At 41.8% G+C, this 22,377-nt stretch carries 12 protein-coding genes; 1 reads left to right on the top strand and 11 read right to left on the bottom strand.

The features are described 5' to 3' along the window. Positions 1-23: 23 nt before the first annotated feature. The 11 genes from R1T16_RS07435 to porU all read right to left on the bottom strand — a co-directional run bounded on the left by R1T16_RS07435 (position 24) and on the right by porU (position 20,472). Positions 24-3,803, bottom strand: coding sequence for a gliding motility-associated C-terminal domain-containing protein (locus tag R1T16_RS07435; protein WP_317500473.1), 3,780 nt, complete (start codon positions 3,801-3,803; stop codon positions 24-26). A 30-nt stretch (positions 3,804-3,833) separates the two neighbouring features. Continuing rightward, positions 3,834-8,087, bottom strand: coding sequence for a gliding motility-associated C-terminal domain-containing protein (locus tag R1T16_RS07430; protein WP_317500472.1), 4,254 nt, complete (start codon positions 8,085-8,087; stop codon positions 3,834-3,836). A gap of 87 nt (positions 8,088-8,174) precedes the next feature. Next, positions 8,175-9,248, bottom strand: coding sequence for a mannose-1-phosphate guanylyltransferase (locus R1T16_RS07425; RefSeq protein WP_317500471.1), 1,074 nt, complete (start codon positions 9,246-9,248; stop codon positions 8,175-8,177). Between the two features lie 79 nt (positions 9,249-9,327). After that, positions 9,328-9,924, bottom strand: a complete 597-nt coding sequence (locus R1T16_RS07420) for a SprT-like domain-containing protein (protein WP_317500470.1) — start codon at positions 9,922-9,924, stop codon at positions 9,328-9,330. Between the two features lie 11 nt (positions 9,925-9,935). Further along, positions 9,936-10,613 (bottom strand): SDR family oxidoreductase, encoded by a 678-nt coding sequence (locus R1T16_RS07415; RefSeq protein WP_317500469.1) that lies wholly within the window; start codon positions 10,611-10,613, stop codon positions 9,936-9,938. Further along, complete coding sequence (locus R1T16_RS07410) at positions 10,613-11,569, bottom strand: M28 family peptidase (RefSeq protein ID WP_317500468.1); 957 nt, start codon at positions 11,567-11,569, stop codon at positions 10,613-10,615. The genes R1T16_RS07415 and R1T16_RS07410 overlap by 1 nt, the downstream gene beginning before the upstream one ends. Before the next feature lie 203 nt (positions 11,570-11,772). Then, positions 11,773-12,399 carry an alpha-ketoglutarate-dependent dioxygenase AlkB family protein gene (locus R1T16_RS07405; protein WP_317500467.1) on the bottom strand — a complete coding sequence of 209 codons (627 nt, stop codon included), beginning with the start codon at positions 12,397-12,399 and terminating at the stop codon, positions 11,773-11,775. Positions 12,400-12,492: 93 nt separating this feature from the next. Continuing rightward, a complete protein-coding gene (locus tag R1T16_RS07400) occupies positions 12,493-14,160 on the bottom strand; it encodes a pyruvate dehydrogenase complex dihydrolipoamide acetyltransferase (protein WP_317500466.1) in 1,668 nt (555 codons plus the stop codon). Position 14,161: 1 nt separating this feature from the next. Continuing rightward, entirely contained in the window at positions 14,162-15,163 is a 1,002-nt protein-coding gene (gene pdhA, locus R1T16_RS07395) for a pyruvate dehydrogenase (acetyl-transferring) E1 component subunit alpha (RefSeq protein ID WP_317500465.1), read from the bottom strand. Positions 15,164-15,383: 220 nt separating this feature from the next. Beyond that, positions 15,384-16,574: a type IX secretion system outer membrane channel protein PorV gene (gene porV, locus R1T16_RS07390; protein ID WP_317500464.1), complete on the bottom strand. Its 1,191-nt coding sequence runs from the start codon at positions 16,572-16,574 to the stop codon at positions 15,384-15,386. Positions 16,575-16,614: 40 nt separating this feature from the next. Beyond that, positions 16,615-20,472 carry a type IX secretion system sortase PorU gene (gene porU, locus R1T16_RS07385; protein ID WP_317500463.1) on the bottom strand — a complete coding sequence of 1,286 codons (3,858 nt, stop codon included), beginning with the start codon at positions 20,470-20,472 and terminating at the stop codon, positions 16,615-16,617. A 204-nt stretch (positions 20,473-20,676) separates the two neighbouring features. On the opposite strand from porU, the gene gldJ reads away from it, so the two are divergent. After that, positions 20,677-22,347 carry a gliding motility lipoprotein GldJ gene (gldJ, locus tag R1T16_RS07380; protein WP_317500462.1) on the top strand — a complete coding sequence of 557 codons (1,671 nt, stop codon included), beginning with the start codon at positions 20,677-20,679 and terminating at the stop codon, positions 22,345-22,347. Positions 22,348-22,377: the final 30 nt, after the last annotated feature.

Raw genomic sequence — 22,377 nt, 5'->3', positions numbered from 1 at the left:
TAAGCTTTTTGTTTTTATGCTATCTAGTCCTGGTTTTGGAGATATACCCAACCTGTACGCTGCTCTCCCTTATCAAGTTTTGCAGTGTAATAATAAACACCCGTAGGCAGTTTTTTTCCATTATCTGTTTGCCCGTGCCATTCTTTAGAGTAATTTGAGGCAGTATATATTGTAAGTCCGTAACGGTTGAATATTTTTAACTCTGTTACACCTAGGCTCGTCAGGTCAAATTCATCATTCTTATCATCTCCGTTAGGCGACACTCCACGTGATATACCGGAGCAATCTGTATTTCCTACTGTTACAGAAGCGGTATCCATACAACCTTCTGCCATGGTTACCGTCACAATATAGTCTCCCGGCTTTAAATTTCTTGCATCAGGATTCGCGCCCGTAAAGTTAAAATTATCGGGCCCGGACCACACTATAGCAGCATCAGACAAATCTACAGCGGCCTTTAAATTTATACTATATGCATCGTTGATACAGCCTGCATCCAGGGTTATACCAAGATCGTTCTTTATAACTGTTATTTCCTCTTGGGCTGTACAGCCACCGGTAGCTACAATAACCATATATGTTCCGGGCTCATTGGTTTGTATAAACCAGCTGTTATTAATCATCAGTTCGTTATTACGATACCATGTATAAGTATGGCCCTGTAAATTGTTATCAAAATTAAGGGCGTCTACAGTCAGCATTACCTCTGTATCGTTGCAAATAACTGTGCTGCCTTCAATAGTAAATTCGGGTACTTTATTTACTACCACCATTACCGAAGCCGGCACCGAAGGGCAGTCTGTCCCTTCTACTGTAATAATAAGTGTATAAAGTCCCGCTTCATTTGCAGACACATTTTGCAGCACGGGATTTTGCAGCTGCGACGAAAATCCGCCGGGGCCGGTCCAGCTGTACGCAGCCTCTTCAACCGCGGTTGACGTCAATGCTAAAATATTTCCTTCGCATACGGGGCCATCTATGCCAACCAAAGGTGTTTCCGGCTGCAGCCCAAAGGTGAACGTTATAACGGCCTCGTCTGTAATATTGCACGAATTAGTTACGGTATATTTAAAATGATAGGTGCCGGGTAGTATGCCATCTGTTGTAAGTATGTTATCCTCAAGCTTACCCGTTGCATCTGCATCCAGCCAAACGCCGCCTCCATCATGCACATCTTCAAGGTATTGTGTAAGATCTAAAGGTAATCCGTTATTACAAACTGAAAACTCATTGTCTACACCTGCTTCAGGAAGAGGGGCTGCTTCTAAAAATATACCCAACGTCTGATCTATGCACGAATCCGGCGAATTGCCGGTAACCTGTACAAAATATGTACCTCCATCGGCTGCGTTATCAAACGCTGTAATGTCGAGGGAACTTTGTGTAGATAATGTTGTTTCGGGTGCGCCTTCCTTCCACCATTTATAGCTAAGGAAAGAAAATCCCTGAACAAACAGGCTTCCATCTTCACCCTCACAAAGTGGAGACGATTCAAGAGTAAACGCCTGCAATTGTGTTACATCATACTGTATATTTAAAAAATTGCCGCAGCCATCAGTTACCCTGAAATTGTAGATACCATTTTGAAGCCCCTCAAAAAAATTCGATGATCCGTTATTTAAAACAAAGGGCTGGCCCTCTTTAGCGGTTATCTCATAACTAAGCGGCGCAAAACCTTCGGCATCAATAATAACGTCAGACGTGCCATCGCCGCAGGTAAACCCGTAGGCACCCTTTATGTGTGGGTTATTATAATATGTAAATTCGTAAACCAACGAGATACAATCAGATAAAAAATTATAATCCTCATCAGGATTTTGGCTGGTATATACCGAAAAATAACGCATTATCCTGAACTTTCCTGAATATGGCAAAGCATAGTTTGTGGTAAAATTGTTTAGCGCAAGAGCATTTCCAAAATAAAGCGGATCACCTTCTTCATAAGGATAACCCAGCAACGGATTTACCCATTGCCCGGTTGCCTCGTTGTATTGCTGAAGCCAAAACGTATCTGAAAATCCTGAAAAATTATTAGTTACGTAATTCAAATAAATATCAAATGCACCGCAACCGGGAATTACCTCCATCGTATCATCATAAACCTCATACCCAGAAATGGTAAAATGATATGCAACCTCATTGCCGCAGTCATCTGTCGTCGTGACAGAATAGTTACCCGCAGGTAATCCATTTCTCCTGAAAACGCCAAACTGGTCAATAAACATGCTGGCATTAAATGGCAGGGCGTTAGAAAAAGAAGCCGGCGCAGAAGTAATGATTACAGAAACCAGTCTGTAATTAAAAGAATACAGATATATGGATCCCTCGTTAGCAGAACAGCCGGGAATCATATCGCTGCCCAGGTTTGAATTACCCGATTGAGCAACAATCTCTACCTGAACAGTATATTGCTGACCGCACACATCAGTAAGTACAACAGTGTAACTGCCCGCAGGAACATCGTTAACTGTAAGGGTGCTGCCACTTGTAAATTGCATAACATCCTGTGGCAAGGCCGCATTATAAGCAGCAGGCGCTACTGTTATAGCTGCAGATGCTATATCTCTCAAAAAAGGCATTGTTATAGAAAAATAACCATGACATAACGATATTTGCCCCAATCCTGAAGTTACCGTTGGGTAACCCTGATTGCTTAATGCTATAGTGTGGGTAGCATCATGTCCGCACGCATCTGTTACTTTTATTGTATAGTTTCCCAGCGGCACCGTGTTATCGTTTGTTCCGTACAATATGTCGTCCTGATTAAAAACAGGGTGCGAAGGATTAAAAGACGAAGGATTAAACCCCGCAGGAGCCGATAAAAATGTTATCGTACACGGCAGTTTATAAAATGACATATCTATGCCTAGTATAAAATCATTACAGCTTACCGCTTCCTGAAGCAGTGTAAAATCAAATTTTTTATTAACGTTGCTATTCACGGTGACCTGATTACCGCAGGCGTCAGTCATTTTAATCGTATATGTATAATATTGATTGTAATAATACGGAATATCAGCATACACTATCTGCTCTTCATCATAACTATTAACCGTTTTTGTGACAACTATTGGCGTACCCCCACCCGGCGGATTTATCGTATAGGTAAGTGTAACCGGCCATGACATAGGATAATTGTTCCCTATACTGTGACCAACGGTAATTTTATCACAGGCAGGAAGACCAACATCAGGTAAGATTTGCTGTCCTATAAAAAGATAGGCAGGCAGTGCTTCAAAATTAATATCTACCACGGCAGCGTCGCCGCAAGCATTATGAACTCTTACAGAATATACTCCTAACGGCAAATTTGAAAATTCATTAGACGTTTGTAGTGGCCTTGTTTGCGGGCCTGCTATAATCTCGTACGAAACTGCAGTCCCCGAAGTTACATGTACAGTAATTGTGCCCCCGTTTAAACAAGGATTGCCTTCAAGTGTAAAAAACAGGTCAACAGTATTATCCTGTATCACAGCATTAGCTGTTGCAGTACCAGACTGGCCTCCTAAAGTTTGTGTGGCAACAACCTGATAAGTTCCTGCAACAAGACCGTTTACAACAGGATTTGTGACCGTTACCACAGGTGTTGTTGTATTTGGCAGCAGGTAGACCTTATAATCAATAAGGGCGCCGGGAGCCGTACCGCTTGTTGTAAAGGCCAGACTCCCGTTACCTAAGCAGGTTTGGGGCGTGGGTGTTACCGTTAATGTAAATGGCGCTAACTGCGCATAATTATCATAATATAATAGTGTTAGAAGAAGGCATAGCAGTACCTTCAGGTTCATTTTTGTTTTCTTTTTCATAGTTGGTGGTGGTTTTCATAGCAATATTTTTTATTCCTCCCGCTGAAGGTAAACCCATCCGGTTACCTGCTTGCCGGCAGAAAGCGTGATAACATAATAGTAAGTGGCAGTAGGCAGCGTCCCTTTGTCAGACTGGCCGTGCCATTCTGCTTTATAATTTTTTGCCTCATACACCTTGAGCCCATACCTGTTGAATATTTTTATTTCCCTTACATCAAGGTTAGAAAGATCAAAACTATCATTCAGGCCATCGCCATTCGGCGAAATACCTCTTGGTATTATACAAGATGTGTTATGTATGGTAATGGTTGCGTCGGCAGAGCAGCCCTCGTTGTTTGTAACCGTTGCAATGTAGTCTCCCCCAGCAAGATTTGTAATGTTTACAGGACTTCCCGAGGCAGAAAAATTATTAGGCCCTTTCCAGGAAATCACCGCTCCCGGAATATCTGATGCGTTGGAAACCCATAATCTATACTCATAATCTATACAACCCGAATCAAGCACCAACTCAAATGCATTATCATTTAAGGTAACAGGAAACTGAAGGCTTGTAGTACAACTATTATTATCTACCACAACCTCATACTGTCCCGTTTGCGAAACATTAATTGTTGCAGATGTTTCGCCAAGCTGTGCCCCGTCAAGATACCACGCAAAATCTACATCGGCTGCATTAAAATTAACGGGTTCAACAGTCAGTTCTGTTACCTGCCCTTCACATATTACTGTATTTCCATCTATGCTGAACTGGGGCATTGCCATTACTGTTACCGGCACTATCGCAGCGTCAGATGTACAATCGTTTACCGTAACCGTAAGCCTGTATTCTCCTGCCGCTACAATACCCACGCCGGTAAGCAGTGGATTTTGTTCAGCAGATGAAAATCCGCCAGGACCTGTCCAGCTATACACTGCATCTGTTACTGCCTGGGCAGAAAGCTGAATATCAGACCCTTCGCATAGAGGATCAATAGCAGCAACTGCTGGAGGCTGCGGTATGTCTTTTAATGCTACTGTAATTATCGCTTCATCTACAGTATTACAGCTATTTGTCACGGTATATTTAAAATTATAAGCCCCCGCGGCAACACCGCTTGTAGAGAGTACACTTCCGTTAAGTGTGCCTGTACCATCAGTATCTTCCCATATCCCCCCGCTTTCAGAAACTCCTAAAAGAAAATCGGTAAGGTCTACAGCTGTACCGTCGTTACATAACTGAACGGCATTGTCATCGCCTGCTTTAGGCGAAGCATTTACAACTATATCTATAGATGTTGCCGGAGATGCACAGCCGTTTGCCGTTACGTTAAGGATATAGGCTCCCGATGCGTTAACGCCCACACTTGACAAAACAGGGCTGGCTTCAGCTGATGTAAACCCATTAGGCCCCGTCCACTGGTATGTTACGCCCGGAACCGTAGTAGCAGAAAGCGTAATATCGCTTCCCTCACATAGTGGGCTATTAGCTGTTACTACAGGCGCAGCCGGTATACTTTTAAACTCAAAGGTTAGTATAGCGTCGTCTGTAAGATCACACAGGCCTGTTATTGTATACTTAAAGTGGTATGTGCCTTCTGCAAGAGGTGCAGTGGCAAGCGTGCTGTTGTTAAGCATTCCTGTACCGTCAGTATCTTCCCATTCTCCATTTGTAGCGATACCTGCCGCCAGGTAATCTTTCAGGTTAATGCTCACTCCGTCATTACAATACTGAACTGTAGTATCTGCGCCTGCGTCAGGCTGTCCATTTGGTTCGAGTGTAAATGAAAAAGTCTGGTTAACACATGAGAGCGGATTATCTGTCATGATGCTTACGTAATATGTTCCTGACTGTGTTGCCGAATTATATGCCGGAAAGGTAAGTGTCGGCGACTCGCTCAATATAACTCCTGGAGCGCCTTCCTTCCACCATTTGTAATCAATAAAATCAAATCCGGGGATTGATAACGAGCCCGCCTGGCCTTCGCAAAAACCATCGGCAGTTATAGATAGCGGGTCAAGCGCATCAATATCTACCTCTACGTTTCTTATGTTTCCGCAAACATCAGTTACCCTTAAATTGTAGATGGCCTCTTCAAGTCCGTTAAAATAATTTGATGCCCCATTATTAATGAGAAACGGCTGGCCGTCTTTTGAGGTGATGCTATAGGTAAGTGGCGGCACTCCCTCGGCAATTACTGCCACATCTGTAAGGCCTTCTTCACAGGGAAAGCTATATGTATCTTTTATAACAGGCCCGCCATCATAAGTAAAGGTATAAAGCACATCATAACATCTTATGTTTCCAAAACTTCCGTTATCATACACAAAAAATGTTTTTATTACCCTGAATAATCCTGTAAACGGATAACTAAGGTTGGCTCCGTTATTTGTAAGCGGTATACCATTATTGATATTTACCGGTGTACCTTCGGTGTAATTCAGGCCTGTTTGGGGATGTTCCCATATGTTTTCGGCAGGGTTAAATTTCTGAAGGTAAAAAGTCTGCGTAAAAGTACCGTTGCTCACGTGCTGAAACTGTAGGTCAAATGCACCGCAATGCGGTACTACGGTAAAGTTATTTGTTGTTATTGTATAGCCCGAAAGCGCCACTGTTCTCGTTATGATATCGCCACATATCGTTGTAGACTGAAAAGTATAGGTACCTGCAGGAAGCGTATTTATATATGCCCTCTTATCTCCTGTATTTATAAAAGATGACATATCTGCCGGAAGCGGCTGGTTAAAGGCCGCAGGGGCAGCAGTTATAAAAAGGTCTATAAGCTCATCAGTCTGCGAATTCACAATTCGCACAGAGCCTTCACCAGGCCCGCAGCCCGGGCGCTGAAGTATGGTAAGCGATTCGGTGCTTCCCTGAAAAACTACCTCATATTCCAGATCTGTTACCTCGCCGCACTCATCGGTTGCCGTGAACTTATATAGCCCCGCAGGAAGATCTTCAACAATCATTTCTCCGTCAACTATAAATTCATTCATGTCTTTTGGGAACGGGCCGGCAAAGTAAGCCACAGGACACGCTGTCATGTCCACATCAACAACATCCCTGCCCGTTACTCTTATCCTGATCTTTCCTCCTTCAACACAATTAACATCCTGGCCTATAATCTGGGCCGGCACAGGGCTGTCCTGAACTGTAAAAGGCACAGTAACCGATCTTCCGCAGGCATCTGTAACCACAGCAATATAATTACCTTCGGGAACAAATGTACCTGAAAGACCATAATCAACAGTCGCGGCAGTAAACGTAGGGTGTGCAGGATTTGCAGTAACCGCATTAAAACCAGCCGGAGCACTTGTAAAATTGATTGTATACGGAGGGGAATAATTACCTACATAGAATGTAAAAAAGTTATCGCCGCAGCCTTGCGTATTGTCTTCCACAACAACATTAAATGCAGCAAGCATAGGATTACTGTTTTTAATTACTGTATTACCACAGGCATCGGTAATTTTAATATTGTAGCTGTAAGGCTGATTGTTATAAAAAGGGATGTTTATTGTGAGGTCGTATTCCGCCGAATCGGCTGTAACTGTTTGTGTTATTATAATTGGAGCACCGCCACCAGGTGGAAAAACAGTTACCTCTACCGTAAGCGGATTAAAATAAACCCCTCCAAACGGGATTACAAGTTTATGCACTACATCTATTGTTGAACAGGATGTTAATGATGCTCCATCAGGCGCACCTGTACCAATTAAGACTCCAGTAATAGCTGTTGTAACCGTTACACTAACCACCTGCGCATTATTGCAGTTATCAAAAACCCTTACAGAATATAACCCTGCCGGCAGGCCGGTAAATACATTAGATGTTTGCAGCGGTTTTATAACAGGCCCCGCAGATATCTCGTAGCTTACAGGATTGCCAGATGTTACATTTGCCGTAATAGTAGCATCTGTACCGCACATTACCGGTGTGTAACTAAGTGTAAAGGTGAGCGGCACTTTGAGATCAAGTATTTGTACCTGTTTTGTTTTGGTACTTGTCTGCGCATTAAGTGTTTGTGTTGCCGTAATGCTGTAAGATCCTGCTCCCAGTCCTGATACTGAAGTGGATGTAGTAGTAGTTACGGGTGTTGTAGCATTAGGCAGCAGATAAACTGCATAACTCATTGTAGCACCGGGCTGTGTACCCGACACCGCAAATGTAAGCGAACCGTTATTAAGGCAGGTTTCATTTACCGGCGTTACACCAAAGGTAAAAGCAGGGAGCTGCGAAAATACATTTAACGAAAATAAGAGCGCTATTATAAATAGCACCCTCTTAAAAGGTAGTGGTTGGTTCATGCGTTTGGTTTAAGTACCAATAAAGATATTGATTCTAACAACACGCACGCTAAAACCTACAAAATTTAACATAAATACTTACAGTATTTATACTTTTTTTGCTGTTGAAGTTACAAGTTCTGTAATTTTTTTGATTTCCTGTTCTTTTTCCTTCGGATAAATTAACAGGATATCTTCCTTATCTACAACAATATAATTATTAAGTCCGTCTACAATAACCGTCTTTCCCTTATCTGTCCTGATTATATTATTCGTAGCGTTTTCAATAAAAAGCCTTGCATTTACTACTGCATTATTGTTTTCATCTTTAGTAAGCTTATCATGCAACGATCCCCACGTACCAAGATCATTCCAGTCAAAAGCAGCCGGAACAACATAAACGTTAGATGCCTTTTCCATCACGGCATAATCTATAGAGATATTATTACTTTTGATATAGTTCTCGTCGATAAACTCCTTTTCTGCAGGTGTATTGTATACATCATACCCATCCATGAAAAGTTCATACATATCCGGCTGAAACTTCATAAAAGCACTTAGAACAGCCTTAACGCCCCAGATGAAAATTCCGGCATTCCAAAGGAAGTTGCCTTGTGCCAAAAATGTTTTTGCGGTAGCATAATCAGGTTTCTCCCTAAACTGCGCCACTTTTTTTATCTGCCTGTCGGTAGTCGTGTCATATTCAATGTAGCCATAACCCGTATTAGGGAACGTAGGCTGTATGCCAAGCGTCATAAGTACCTCTTCTTTGCCCGCACAGTCAAAGGCACGCTGAAGGTTATCCAGGAAAGCATCTTCGTCTTCAATCCAATGGTCTGTAGGTGCTACCACCATAAGCGCATCCGGATTCATTTTTTTGATCTTTAATGTAGCATAAAGTATACAAGGTGCAGTGTTGCGCATTGCAGGTTCGAGCACAATCTGTTCGGCACAAAGGCCCGGCAGCTGTTCAAGAACAATATCATTATAGATCTCGTTAGTAAGAACAAGTATATTTTCCTGTGGTATAAGCTTGGTTAGCCTGCTAAAGGTTTTCTGGATAAGGGTCTCACCGGTTCCAAGCATATCGTGGAACTGTTTAGGGAACTGCGTAGTGCTTACCGGCCAAAAACGCGAACCTACACCGCCCGCCATTAACACCGCATAATAATTTTTGTTCATTTTCTTGGTTTTATTTCCTCAAGTAAAGATTTCACTTAAAAAGCGAAAATCAAAGCCGTTTAATTTTCATTTAACACACCTAAGGCAAAAGTTCAACTTCGGCATTTGGGTTAAACAAATAGATCCTTCCTGTACTCACCTCCTGGCACTCAAAACGCTTAATGCGCTGCGGCCCTTTTTTAAAGACTTTTCCGTTGTGGATCCTGAAATTGCTTCCGTAAGGAAGTTCAAATATATAATTCTTTTCAGACCTTTCATCAAATTGTTTCAGCGCAAGCGAGAGCGTAGCATCTGTATCACTGCTTGCCTTTGGATTTCTGAAATGCCTCGCCAATAGCGGAAGCAGCTGCGAAGGAAAAATTTCAGGCCGTATAAACGGAACCATCAATCGCTGGAATGTGCTTTTCCATTCGTCACCGTGCGGCTTTATATTTCGCCCATACTTCTCAAAGGCAGCAAGATGTGCAATTTCGTGTACAAGCGTAATCAGGAAACGGTATTTATTCAGGTTAGAATTTACCGTTATCTGATGCTGCCCGTTCTGGTCGCGATGGTAATCGCCGTGGCGGGTTACCCGCTCATTGACGATCTTGAGGTTTACCCCATACAATTTTATCAGTTCAAAAACCGTATCGGTAGCATGTTCCGGTAAATATGGGGAAAGTATATGCTTCAATGTGACTCTTCTTAAGGCGTGGTACTGGATACCTGCAATACTTTACCATTAAAATAGGTATTGCCGGTAAGTGCAAAATTAAAAATATAATCGCTCATTTCTTTAGGTGAAAGCGGCGCTTCATACCCGGGGAATGCCTCCTGAAGCATCTCCGTATTTACGGCGCCCAGTGCCAGCACATTAAACGCAACACCCTGCTCACGGTATTCCTCGGCAAGGAGCTCGCTAAGGGTAATCACCGCACCTTTGCTAGAGCTGTATGCAGCAAGCCCTGCAAACTTCATCGTGCCCTGTACGCCACCCATACTGCTTATGGTTACCACATGGCTCCCTTTTTGCATAAACGGCAGCACTACCCTGTTTAAAGCGGCAACGCCAAATACATTTACCTTGTAGATATATTCAAATTCGTCGGCTGTAATTTCGCCAAATGGCTTAAGTAGCAATGCGCCCGCATTGTGAATCACAATATCTACATGCTTCCAGGTTGTAGTTATAAAATCTTTTACATTCTCAAGGCCATCGCAAGACGCAAGATCTATACCAAGACAGGCAATATTCTGACTCTCTATAAATGCCTGCGGTATTTTTCTTGATATGGCCAGCACACTGTGTCCGGCATTAGCAAACTGAAGAGCAAGTTCATAGCCTATCCCCCTGCTTGTGCCCGTTATTATTATATTTTTCATTATTTTTTTACTGTAATATCGCCTGCAGGCGCGTTTACCATTTTGTCTATTACCGGTACCATCTCCTGTATAAAGTTAGTCATGGCGGTTACATCCATGTTTTCAAACTCATCGTCTACGTGGTGGTAATAGTCAAAATTTGTGAAGTCAAAAGTACAAACCGTTTGCGACGGCTTGTGGAATTCGTTATAAAAACTATAGTTATCACTGCGGCGGAATAACTGGTATTTCATCTCCACATCGAGATAGCCAACCAATTTCCTGCCTGCATATTCGTTCATTTTGTCTCCCATGTTGCTCGTGCCCCATCCTGTAACATAGGCCAGGATATCACGCTTCATTGGCACGCCTACCATCTCAAACTCAAGCATGGTGTACAGGTTGAAATTCTTTTGTTTAAGCTTTGCAGCCAAAGATTGTGAGCCTAACAGTCCTTCTTCTTCCCCAGAGAAAAAACAAAAAAGCACACTGCGCTTGTTGTTTTTCATTGTACCAAAGTAGTTCACCATTTCGGCAACGGCCGTAGTTCCCGACGCGTCATCGTTAGCACCGTTATAGATACTGTCGGTACCTGTTGGGTTCTTTTCTACACCTATGTGGTCGTAGTGTGCGCCAAGCACCACAAATTCTTTTTTAAGAACAGGATCTGTACCTTCAAGGTAGCCAACAACGTTATAAGTGACCTTATTATAGTTTGTAAGTGTATCTTTAAACGTTGTAAAATAAGGCTTAACACCATTCTTTTTAAAAATATCTTCAAGGTAAACAGCCGCATTTTCCAGCTCTTTGCTGCCTGAAGCACGCCCTTTAAGCTCGTCTGACGATAAAAACTTAAGCGTAGCTGATACCGATTTTTCCTCTACTTTATAAGGAGCTTTTGCGGTTTTCTTTTTCTGGGCAGATACCACAGTCATACATCCCAAAGCTAAAAGGGAAAAGAATATATTTTTTTTCATTTGTGATTTTTGTTTCAGCTAAAATAAGAAAAAATATCAGTTGTTTTTTCATGTTAAAACATACATTAAAGAGGTATCAAAAAGCGGAATGTTTTTAAAATACCAAATGCGTAACATTATTTTACAATCTGTTGATTTTTAGAATTTTGACTGACTCTAATTTTACGCACGAAAACGGCGTTTTGAGAACCAAAAGCGTAACATTACAACTGCCTTTTCACTTGTCTGAATGTAAGATTTATCCGCGGTAAAATGTCTTTTGCAGTCTTTGGGATGTGGTGTTCCCAATGTGTTTGCGTAGTGCCTGCCATCAAAAACAGCGCACCATGTGTAAGCGGAACCTCCAGCATTGACAGGTCTTTACGCGCTTTATGCCTTAAACGAAATGGCCTTGTTTCTCCAAAACTCACTGAGGCAATGACCTGGTTCTGACCAAAGTTTTCAGTACGGTCGCTGTGCCACCCTACCCCATCTTTGCCATTCCTGTACAAATTGAGCAAAACGCTGTTGAATGTAAAATTGGTCTCCGCCTCTACCCTTTTTTTGATGGCTGATAATTCAGGTGTCCAATCCTGTCCGTTTTGATTGGCACCAGGGTTAGATTTATCCTCATACCAGGCTATCATCCTGGGGATTATGTGGGTTTTATCATAGACTGTCAGATCAGCCTCTTTCCAGTTGGTAGAAACTAAAAGCGTGTTATAATAGGCATCCGACTCCTCTTTGGCAAAGAAGCCTTCATACAGCATCAAATCGGCATCGGGTACATCAAAAACCGTTTTTTCAGGCTTGCCAGATGTAAAAATATCAGTATCGTTAAACAGGTTCATCTTCTTTCTTTCATTAGGTAAACAACTTATATTAAACACAATACCCGCCCTGAAACTCAGGACGGGTATGCTTATCTAAAAGATTACCGTGGCTTATGCCAGCATGGTAACCGGGTTTTCAACATACTGTTTAAGGGTTTGCAGGAATTGTGCTCCTGTAGCCCCGTCAATAGTCCTGTGGTCGCATGTAAGCGTTACAGTCATTGTATTACCTACAACAATCTGGCCATTCTTAACAACCGGCTTCTGAACGATAGCACCTACTGAAAGGATTGCCGAGTTAGGCTGGTTGATGATTGAAGTAAACTCCTGGATACCAAACATACCAAGGTTAGAAACTGTAAACGTGCTTCCGTCCATTTCTGCCGGAGACAGTTTTTTGTTTCTTGCTTTACCTGCAAGGTCTTTAACCGCGCCACCTATCTGAGAAAGGCTAAGGTTATCTGTAAACTTAACTACAGGCACTACAAGTCCGTCTTCTACCGCTACAGCAACACCTATGCTTATGTGTTTGTTATAAACGGTAACATCGTCTTTCCATTGCGTGTTAACCTGTGGGTGCTTGCGAAGCGCCATAGCACTTGCTTTGATAACCATATCGTTAAACGACACTTTAGTATCAGGTACAGCGTTAATTGTATTACGGCTTGCAATAGCGTTATCCATGTCAAGCTCAATAGTTAAGCTATATTCAGGAGCAGTGAATTTAGATTCAGCAAGACGCCTTGCGATGGTTTTACGCATTTGGTTGTTTTTCACCTCTTCGGTAGCAACCTCACCTGCAGGAACGTATGCAGCAGGAGCAGCAGCAGATTGCGCAGGAGCAGCAGCTGTTGCAGCCGGTTGCGCAGCCTGTGGTGTATAGTTTTCTATATCTTTCTTAACGATACGTCCGTTTTCGCCAGATCCTTTAACCTGGTTAAGGTTAACGCCTTTTTCTTCAGCAATCTTACGGGCAAGCGGAGAAACAAATAGTCTTCCGCCATCGTTAGCAGCAGCCGGAGCTTCTTCAGCTTTTGCAGCAGGAGCGGCATCAGCTTCTTTTTTATCTTCTTTTGGAGCATCTGCTTTTGCCTCGGCAGCAGGAGCGCTTGCTTCTTTACCTGTAATACCAGATACATCTGTACCTGCAGGGCCTATGATAGCAAGAAGGCTGTCAACCGAAGCTGTTTGTCCTTCCTGGATACCTATTTTAAGAAGTGTACCTGCATTAAAAGATTCAAATTCCATTGTTGCCTTATCAGTTTCGATCTCAGCAAGAATATCACCTTCTTTAATAGTATCACCTTCTTTTTTAAGCCATGTTGCAACAGTGCCTTCGGTCATGGTATCACTAAGGCGGGGCATCGTAACGATAATTACACCTTTAGGAAGTTCTGATGATGCAGCAGCTTTTGGCGCTTCAGCAGCTTTCTCTTCTGTTTTAGCTTCAGGAGCAGCTTCTTCTTTTTTAGGCTCTTCTTTCTTTTCAGTTTCGGCAGCAGGAGCAGCTTTACCGTCAAGAAGCGAAGAAATATCTTCACCTTCTTTACCTATGATGGCAAGAATTGCATCTACAGGAGCAGTTTCACCTTCCTGGATACCGATATGTAATAATGTACCTGCATCAAAAGCTTCAAATTCCATTGTTGCTTTATCCGTTTCTATTTCAGCAAGGATATCACCTTCTTTAATGGTATCTCCTACTTTTTTTAACCACGTAGCCACAGTACCTTCAGTCATAGTGTCGCTAAGGCGCGGCATATTTATAATCTTTGCCATATTATTGTAGTTTGTGAGGTAGGAATGGATAATCTTTTTGGTCGTAAACAACGTCATACATAACATTTAAGTCCGGGTATGGCGACTCCTCTGCAAATTTCTCGCATTCGTCCACAAGGTCTTTTACCCTTTGGTCAATAGCTTCAATTTCTGCTTCAGTTGCATAGTTGTTTTCTTTAATGATATCAAGAACCTGGATAATAGGGTCAATTTTTCTGTACTCCTCTACCTCTTCTTTAGTCCTGTAGTGCTGTGCGTCACTCATTGAGTGGCCACGGTAACGGTACGTTTTCATTTCAAGGAAAGTAGGGCCATCGCCTCTTCTTGCTCTCTCCATCGCTTCGTGCATTGCCTCAGCAACCTTTACAGGGTTCATTCCGTCCACTGGTCCGCATGGCATTTCATAACCAAGTCCCAGTTTCCATATATCAGTGTGGTTTGCAGTACGCTCTACAGATGTACCCATTGCATAACCATTGTTCTCTACGATGAATACTACAGGAAGCTTCCATAGCATAGCCATGTTAAACGCTTCGTGAAGTGATCCCTGGCGTGCAGCACCATCACCAAAGTAAGTAAGGGTTACACCACCGGTATTAAAATATTTATCGGCAAAAGCCATACCTGCACCTACCGGTATTTGCGCTCCTACGATACCATGTCCTCCAAAAAATCCTTTTTCTTTAGAGAAGATGTGCATAGAACCACCCAGACCTTTAGAAGTACCAGTAGCTTTACCAAGAAGCTCTGCCATAACCCTTTTAGGATCTACGCCCATGCCTATTGGCTGAACGTGGTTACGGTAAGCAGTAATCATTTTATCTTTAGAAAGGTCCATTGCATGTAGTGCACCTGCAAGAACAGCTTCCTGACCATTATATAAGTGAAGGAAACCTCTAACTTTTTGCTGAATGTACAAAGCTGCCAGTTTGTCTTCAAACTTCCTCCAAAACTGCATATCCTCGTACCAATTCAGATAAACCTCTTTTGTTATTTCTTTCATTTGCTAAATTATTGTTGCTGATGTAATTTTAAAAAAATGTTTTATTGGAACGCAAAAAGTTTCCTCACACGAATTTGCGAAATGCAAAAATAAGACTTCCCTTTTATAACAAAAAAAATTAAGGGAAGTATTTTGTTATTTTTTAGTCCGCTCATTAAGCATTTGTTAATATGCCAAAAATAAAGGGCCATTAAGGCCCTTTATTTTTTTATGCTGTCTACTAATATTCGTCGTAATCGTCGCCAAAGTTAAATGTAAGCGAGAAACGAAGCGTATTTTCAAGCGGATTTCTAACCTGAGAAGCAGAGAACAGGTAAGACACATCTATCTTAACCACTGTATACCTGAAACCGGCACCAAGTGAAAAGAATTTACGTGCCCCTTTAGATTTATCCTCGTTAAAGTAACCTAACCTGAACATGAATGCATCCTGGTAAGAATATTCAGCACCTACAGAGTACGTTACCTCTTTAAGCTCTTCGCTGAATCCACCCGGCGCATCGCCAAATGATTTGAATATACCTGAAACCCAGTTGATGTCATTATGTTCTGAATTAAGAATTCCCTGGTCCTGGTTATCAATCACACCATCACCATTTTTATCAGTATCATTTTTTTGAGGTGTTGGCACAAGTAGCTTTGAAAGCTCAACGTTTACACCAAGTTTATTGTATTCATCAAAGATAAAATCAAAACCTCCACCAAGCCTCATTGTAGAAGGCAGGAAGTTTGAACTTAGATCCGGGTCATTATCATAGCTGATCTTTGGCCCAAGGTTCTGCATATTGAAACCCGCTCTCCAGCGGCCATTGAAATCAGAATAAGCAACCTCTTCAGACTGGTAGAATGCTGCAAGGTCAAAAGCAAAGGTTTTTGCTGCACTTGCATCACTGCTGCCACCGCTTGCTTCAGGAATCCTTAAGTTAGAACTAATGAAACGACCCGCAACAGCCATAGAGAATTGCTCATCAAGCTTAAGCGAATAAGAAAGGTCTATCGCAAGTTCATTTGGGCTGCGCACAAGCGCCTGGTCATCCGGACCCTGGCGAAGATCTACGTCTCCAAGACCAAAATAACGTAAGCTACCTGCAAAAGCCATCCTTTCATCAAACCTGTTGTAGTACGTAACCTGGCCTAATGATATATCGTTAGCGATATTAGTAAGGTAAGGCGTGTAACTTGCAGAAAGCCCCTGAGATTTTAATGCAAACGCATATTTAGCAGGATTCCATTGCTGAGAAAAAACATCGGTAGAAGTTGCCACACCCTGGTCTGCCATACCTGCTGCACGCGCATCGGCTGCAATAGTTAAAAACGGAACCCCGGTAGTAATAACCCTTGTGTCGGTTGTTTGGGCTTTCGCCATTTGCACGCCCAAAAGGGAAAGTGCTATCAAGATTATCTTTTTCATTCTTAGTTTAAAAATTTAAAGGTCACAAATATAATGTTTTTTACAGCAATACAAGCTTTTCGTACTTTTCTGCAGTTTTATTTGTTGTAGTAGACTTCACAGTAAGCTTATATACATATACACCCTTACCGATACGGTCTCCAAAATCGTCTTTACCATCCCATTTTATATCGCGGCACAAAAAACCATCTGTCGTTACCGACTGGTTTATCGTCTTAACCACCTTACCTGTTACAGTAAATATCTGCACCTGAACATCCAGCGGCTCAAACGGCCTGTTATGGGTAAACCAAAATTCTGTATAACTCACAAAAGGATTAGGATAATTAAGCACCTTATCCAGCGTTAAGCCCTCGTCACCTACCACCACAAACTGTATCTCGGCAGTGACAAGGTTATTATACACATCCCAGGCCTTGAACACAAGTGTATGCAACCCTTTTGCCAGGTTTGTAAAAGGAAAACGAAGCGATCCCTTTTTATAATTATCGGTCTCCGTCTGGTAATAATCATTCATTATGTACGGATTATTTTCATCGCCATCCAGCACACCTACTATATCGTGACCTATACCACTTGCAGTATTAATACCGTGTTCATCTTCCAGAAACGCAAGGAATATAGGCGAAGCATTAGTTATTCCTCCTGACACAAAAGATTCATCGTTCATGTACAGCCTCACTTTAGGAGGTGTGGTATCTGCTTCGGCATTTACATTTTGACCACCCACCTTTACATCATTACTAAAACCATACTGATCCTCCAGAACACCGGCACGCTTTGCATAAAAACTAACACGGCCATTAGCTATGGGTATACGTATATCTTTAGGCACTACAAAACCAAATTCAAACAGTCCGTTCACTACAGACGCATTACCCCTAAATATTGTTTCGCCCAAAACATTGAACGGGGTAATAATAAGCTGCCCTGAACCATTAGTAACTCCATCGTTAGCCAAAGTTACCTTTGCAATGCCTTTATCAAAAATAGTAACCTCAAGCTCACCTGTATAATTTGTAATAGTTGCATCAGCCTCGTTTACTACACGCCCTGCCAATTTTACAAAGCCCAGTGCGTTTAGCGAACCCGCAAAATCAGCAATAGGAGTATCATTTATTGCAGTAAGTTTTACCTGAGGCTTAGGCACCGCTAACTTTAGGGCAGGATCACCAAAAAGGAAGATCATTCTCAACGTGGTCCTGTTAAGCTGCACCTTTGCCCTTCTCAGCGCCTCTCCCATTGTAGGGATCACACCATCGTCATAGGCGTATAGCTTATTAACGATCAAAGGATTGAAAGCATACGCATCACTAATAAATAAAGCCCTTGAAGTGCTTATCATCCCTATTGCCCCCCCTTTAGGGTTCCAATACGTATATTCCCCAACAGTTGGCCTATATGGGTTATCAAATTTAGATATCTCACAACTGGCTGTAATAAATAAGGAGTATTTACCGGTATTCAGTAAATTATCTGCATCTGTCTTATCAAACATCCGTTCGCTCGCCATACCATCTTCACCGCCATGACCAAGATAATTAACTATAAGTGCGCCATAATTTATAGCTCTCAAGAACTGTTCTTTGGCATCAGGATAACGCTGCCCACCGGCTGAAGCCTCCTGTACATAAGAGTCAGTATATATTTTTTTTACATTGACAAAAGGCTTTGCAGCAGAAAGCTGCCCCGTCAACGCATCCATCTGTATCACAAATTCTTCAGAGCCATCCCCATCAAGGTCATCACTCATGGCCACAAATTCGTTGCGCCATCTTCCGTAGTTTTCTGCGTTTTTGTACTCCACTACTTTATTCACCATTTCATCAGCCAGCTTCTTATCGGTAACCAGCATCCTGCCCACGGCAACATCCAACCCCTCAACACCGGAAAGCAGCATTGCACCCTCCCCCGGATCCATCAGTCCGTAAAAATCATCGCTCACAAAAGTCGTAACAATACTGTAATTACCCGTCCCTGTAAGAGCCGGATTAAAACAATGCACCGTAGGCACTATATTACTATTATTAGGTATCCTGTTCTTATAATCAAAAGAACCGTCACCAAAAAGGTTAACATATTTTATCCGCTTATCCGGAGAAGACGCGTTATAGTAAACATACTTTACAAGGTTGCGTATAGCTCCTATATCCTGCTTGCCTGACGAAAACTCCTGATATATATTTTCGAGATTAACAACTTTCACATTAAGCCCCTCTTGCCTGTGAAGGTTAGCAAGCCTTTCGGCAGAAGAACTTATATTAGCAGGCGTCACTATTATATAATCTACATCCTGAAACTGCCCTGCTGCATTATTAAAAATTGTTCCCTTTATATTTTGATTCGTCACCCGCGAATTATTATCCCTTAATGGCGTAAGATAATTTGATGGGACTACCGAAATATATTTTCTTATCTCACCCAGTACCGCTTTAAAAGAAAACTGGTTCTGAAGCCCTTCATTAACTATCCTGCCCGCATTGTAAATATCTGTAATATCCCAAACCTCGCTTATACCTGCAGCGTTAGAAATATCATACTGGATAACCCCATTATTGGTAGCGGCCTCATTATACTGAAACCTAAATTGCCTGCCATTGCCCTGCAGCTTTCTTTTTGCCTGAACTATAATATAATCAAGCCAGGCATTAGAGCCCGGCGCGCCATTATTATTATAGGTTAATTCTACAGTCAGCGTGTTTCCCGATGGCGTATAGGTACCGGTAACGAAACCATCATAAGCACTATTATGATCTCCCGGGATGAGAAAATTAGCCTGCCCAAGAGACTGTCCGTTTACCGTAGCCGCCATGGAGGTAGCTACAACAGAATTTGCCGCAGCACTAATCCTTATTGAAACAGGAGAAGGATCTATATCTGGAATTGTAAATTCAAACTGCTGCTTATTATTAACATTAAATGCTTCTCCATGCCATTTCCTGCCCAGCCTGGCTATATTTACAAGGTCGCGTTCATGGTATTGATATTCATCAAAAATTGCAGTGGTAAGCGTTGCTGCACCGGTAGGCTGACCCATAACCGAAACACGCTTACCGGCACCACCCTGAGCAGTCACATAATAATAAGACTTATCTGCAAAAAGGTTATTATGGGTTCCACTCTCCGCGTTCCAGTTATCTACACCTTCGGCATAGAGTAGGATATAGTCTGAATTATCAAAGCTGCCATCTTCTTCACCAATAAAACGTATGGCGTTTTCTTCAAGATCAGACGGATAATCTACACTGTTAGCCATAGGCACCATCCTGCCCCCGTTACCATATATTTTGATATTCCTGGGATCTGTATTAACATTTAAACCAATTTGCTGTAAAAAACTTCGGGATATTCTGTAAACCCCCGATTTTTCAACGTAAAAACGATACCATTCTCCTGAGGCGAGAACAGAATTTGAAATCTGGTCAAAATCGTTGACACCCAAAACGGTGTTAGAAGCACCCAGTGAATAGGTATAGCTAAAAGATTTTACCCTTTTATATCCGCTGCCGTCCTTAATAATAGGAGACAGCGTTAACTTAGCATAAAATTCGTCCCTTGCCTTTGAGGTGTTTATCGACGCATTTACCGCCAATGGAATGAGCGAAACAGACAAATTACCCAGTTGTTCGCGGGTAATGCTTTCGTAAACTATATTTGTAAGCTGGAGTGAAGATGGCACGACAGTACCGTCAACTTTAAAAGAATAACTAAAAAACTCCTGATTATAATCGGCATTATAATCAAAATACTCACCCTGAAATTGTGGCAAAACAACTTGTTTCTGATAAACGAAAGACTTTACATTATCAGTCCAGTTCAATACGATTTCCTTCTTTTGCTGGGCAAAAGAAACTATACAATAAAGGAGTGCAAAAAAGGGTAATCTGTTTTTCATCATTGAAAGAACGCTGCGAAGCGTAATATATTACAGTTATGCGAAAAAAAAATTCACCTAACCCAAGTGCAATATTACTTCAAAAACACCGTTATAGAAACAGACATTTAACATAAATTTAGATTTTTATTAAAAATTTTAAAAACGTGTTGCGGTTTAACGGTTAATTATTATATTGCGCCACGAAATTTATTTACCTACTGAAAGATGAAAGTTAACAAAATCACGGCTTTACAATTGCTACTGGCATTCGCTATGGCGTTTGGTTTTACTGCGTGCAGTAAAAAAGGGTCTAATGGTAATTCCACCGCTACAGGCTGGAAGATCAATGACAAGAAAGGTGGATTCCAACACAACTCTAAGTACAAAAAGCAGGAGACTGCTCCCGGACTTGTAGAGGTAGAAGGTGGAACGTTTACTATGGGTAAAGTTCAGGACGATGTTATGCACGATTGGAACAACACGCCAACACAGCAGCACGTTCAGTCTTTCTTTATGGATGAAACTGAAGTTACTAACGTAATGTACATGGAGTACCTTGACTGGTTAAAAAGGGTTTTCCCTCCAACAGAAGAGAACTACAAGAACATTTATGTAGGTGCATTGCCTGACACTCTTGTTTGGAGAAGTGCTTTAGGTTACAATGAAACAATGACTAACAATTATCTGAGACACCCGGCTTATTCGGATTTCCCTGTGGTAGGTGTTAACTGGATACAGGCAGTAGAATTCTCTAAATGGAGAACAGACCGTGTAAACGAATCTGTACTTGAGAAAGAAGGCTACCTTAAAAGAGATGCAAAAGTTCTTGACGTAACTGCAGAAACTACATTTAGTACTGAGGCTTACCTTGAAAGCCCTACTAAATCGTATGGCGGTAATGAAGAGATCGTTCTTAAAGGACAAAGAAATAAACTTGCGGCTAAAGAAGGCGCTACTAACGTATATGCTCAGAGAACATCGGGATTAATCCTTCCTGAGTACAGGCTTCCTACTGAAGCTGAATGGGAATATGCAGCTGTTGCCCTTGTAGGTAACCGTGAGTACAACCTTTACAGAGGTGATAAAAAATATCCTTGGAAAGGTTCTTACACACGTAGTGGTAAAAGAACTTCTAAAGGTGACCAGCTTGCCAACTTTAAACAAGGTAAAGGTGACTACGGAGGAATTGCAGGATGGTCTGACGATAACGCAGATATCACCGCTCCGGCAAAATCTTACCCACCAAACGACTTTGGTCTTTATGATATGTCTGGTAACGTTGCAGAATGGGTAGCTGACGTTTACCGTCCTATAGTTGATGATGAAGGAAACGACTTTAACTACTACAGGGGTAACGTTTACATGAAAAACAAAATTGGTGATGACGGTAGAGCTGAGATCGTAACTACTGACAACATTCAGTATGATACGCTTGCTAACGGTAAAATCCAATACAGAAACCTTCCTGGACAAATTTCTCAGGAACAAGTAACTTCTGACGATACATACCTAAGACAAAACTATACTAAAAGTGACAACAGAAACTTTAGAGATGGTGACAGACAGTCTACACGTTTCTACAAGTTTGGTGACACTGAAGAAGAAAAAGCAGGTGAAAAAGATGCTGAAAGAATGTATGACTCTCCTAAGCACCTTGTAACTAAAGATAGTTTAGGTAACATGGTAAGAGAATATGACAAATCTTCAAAAAGAACTACTCTTGTAAACGACAACGTAAGAGTTTACAAAGGAGGTTCATGGAGAGACAGAGCTTACTGGCTAGATCCTGCACAAAGAAGATATTACCCACAGGATATGGCTACAGACTACATCGGATTTAGATGTGCAATGTCTAAAGTAGGCCCTAAATCAGGTAAAAAGAAAGCAAGAAACTAATTAAGTTTCACCATTTATACAATACAATAA

The organism is Flavobacterium sp. DG1-102-2 (assembly GCF_033042555.1).
In the GTDB taxonomy this organism is placed as follows: Bacteria; Bacteroidota; Bacteroidia; order Flavobacteriales; family Flavobacteriaceae; genus Flavobacterium.
The sequence above is the reverse complement of the archived record's forward strand: the minus strand, read 5'-3'. Positions and strand labels throughout refer to the sequence as shown.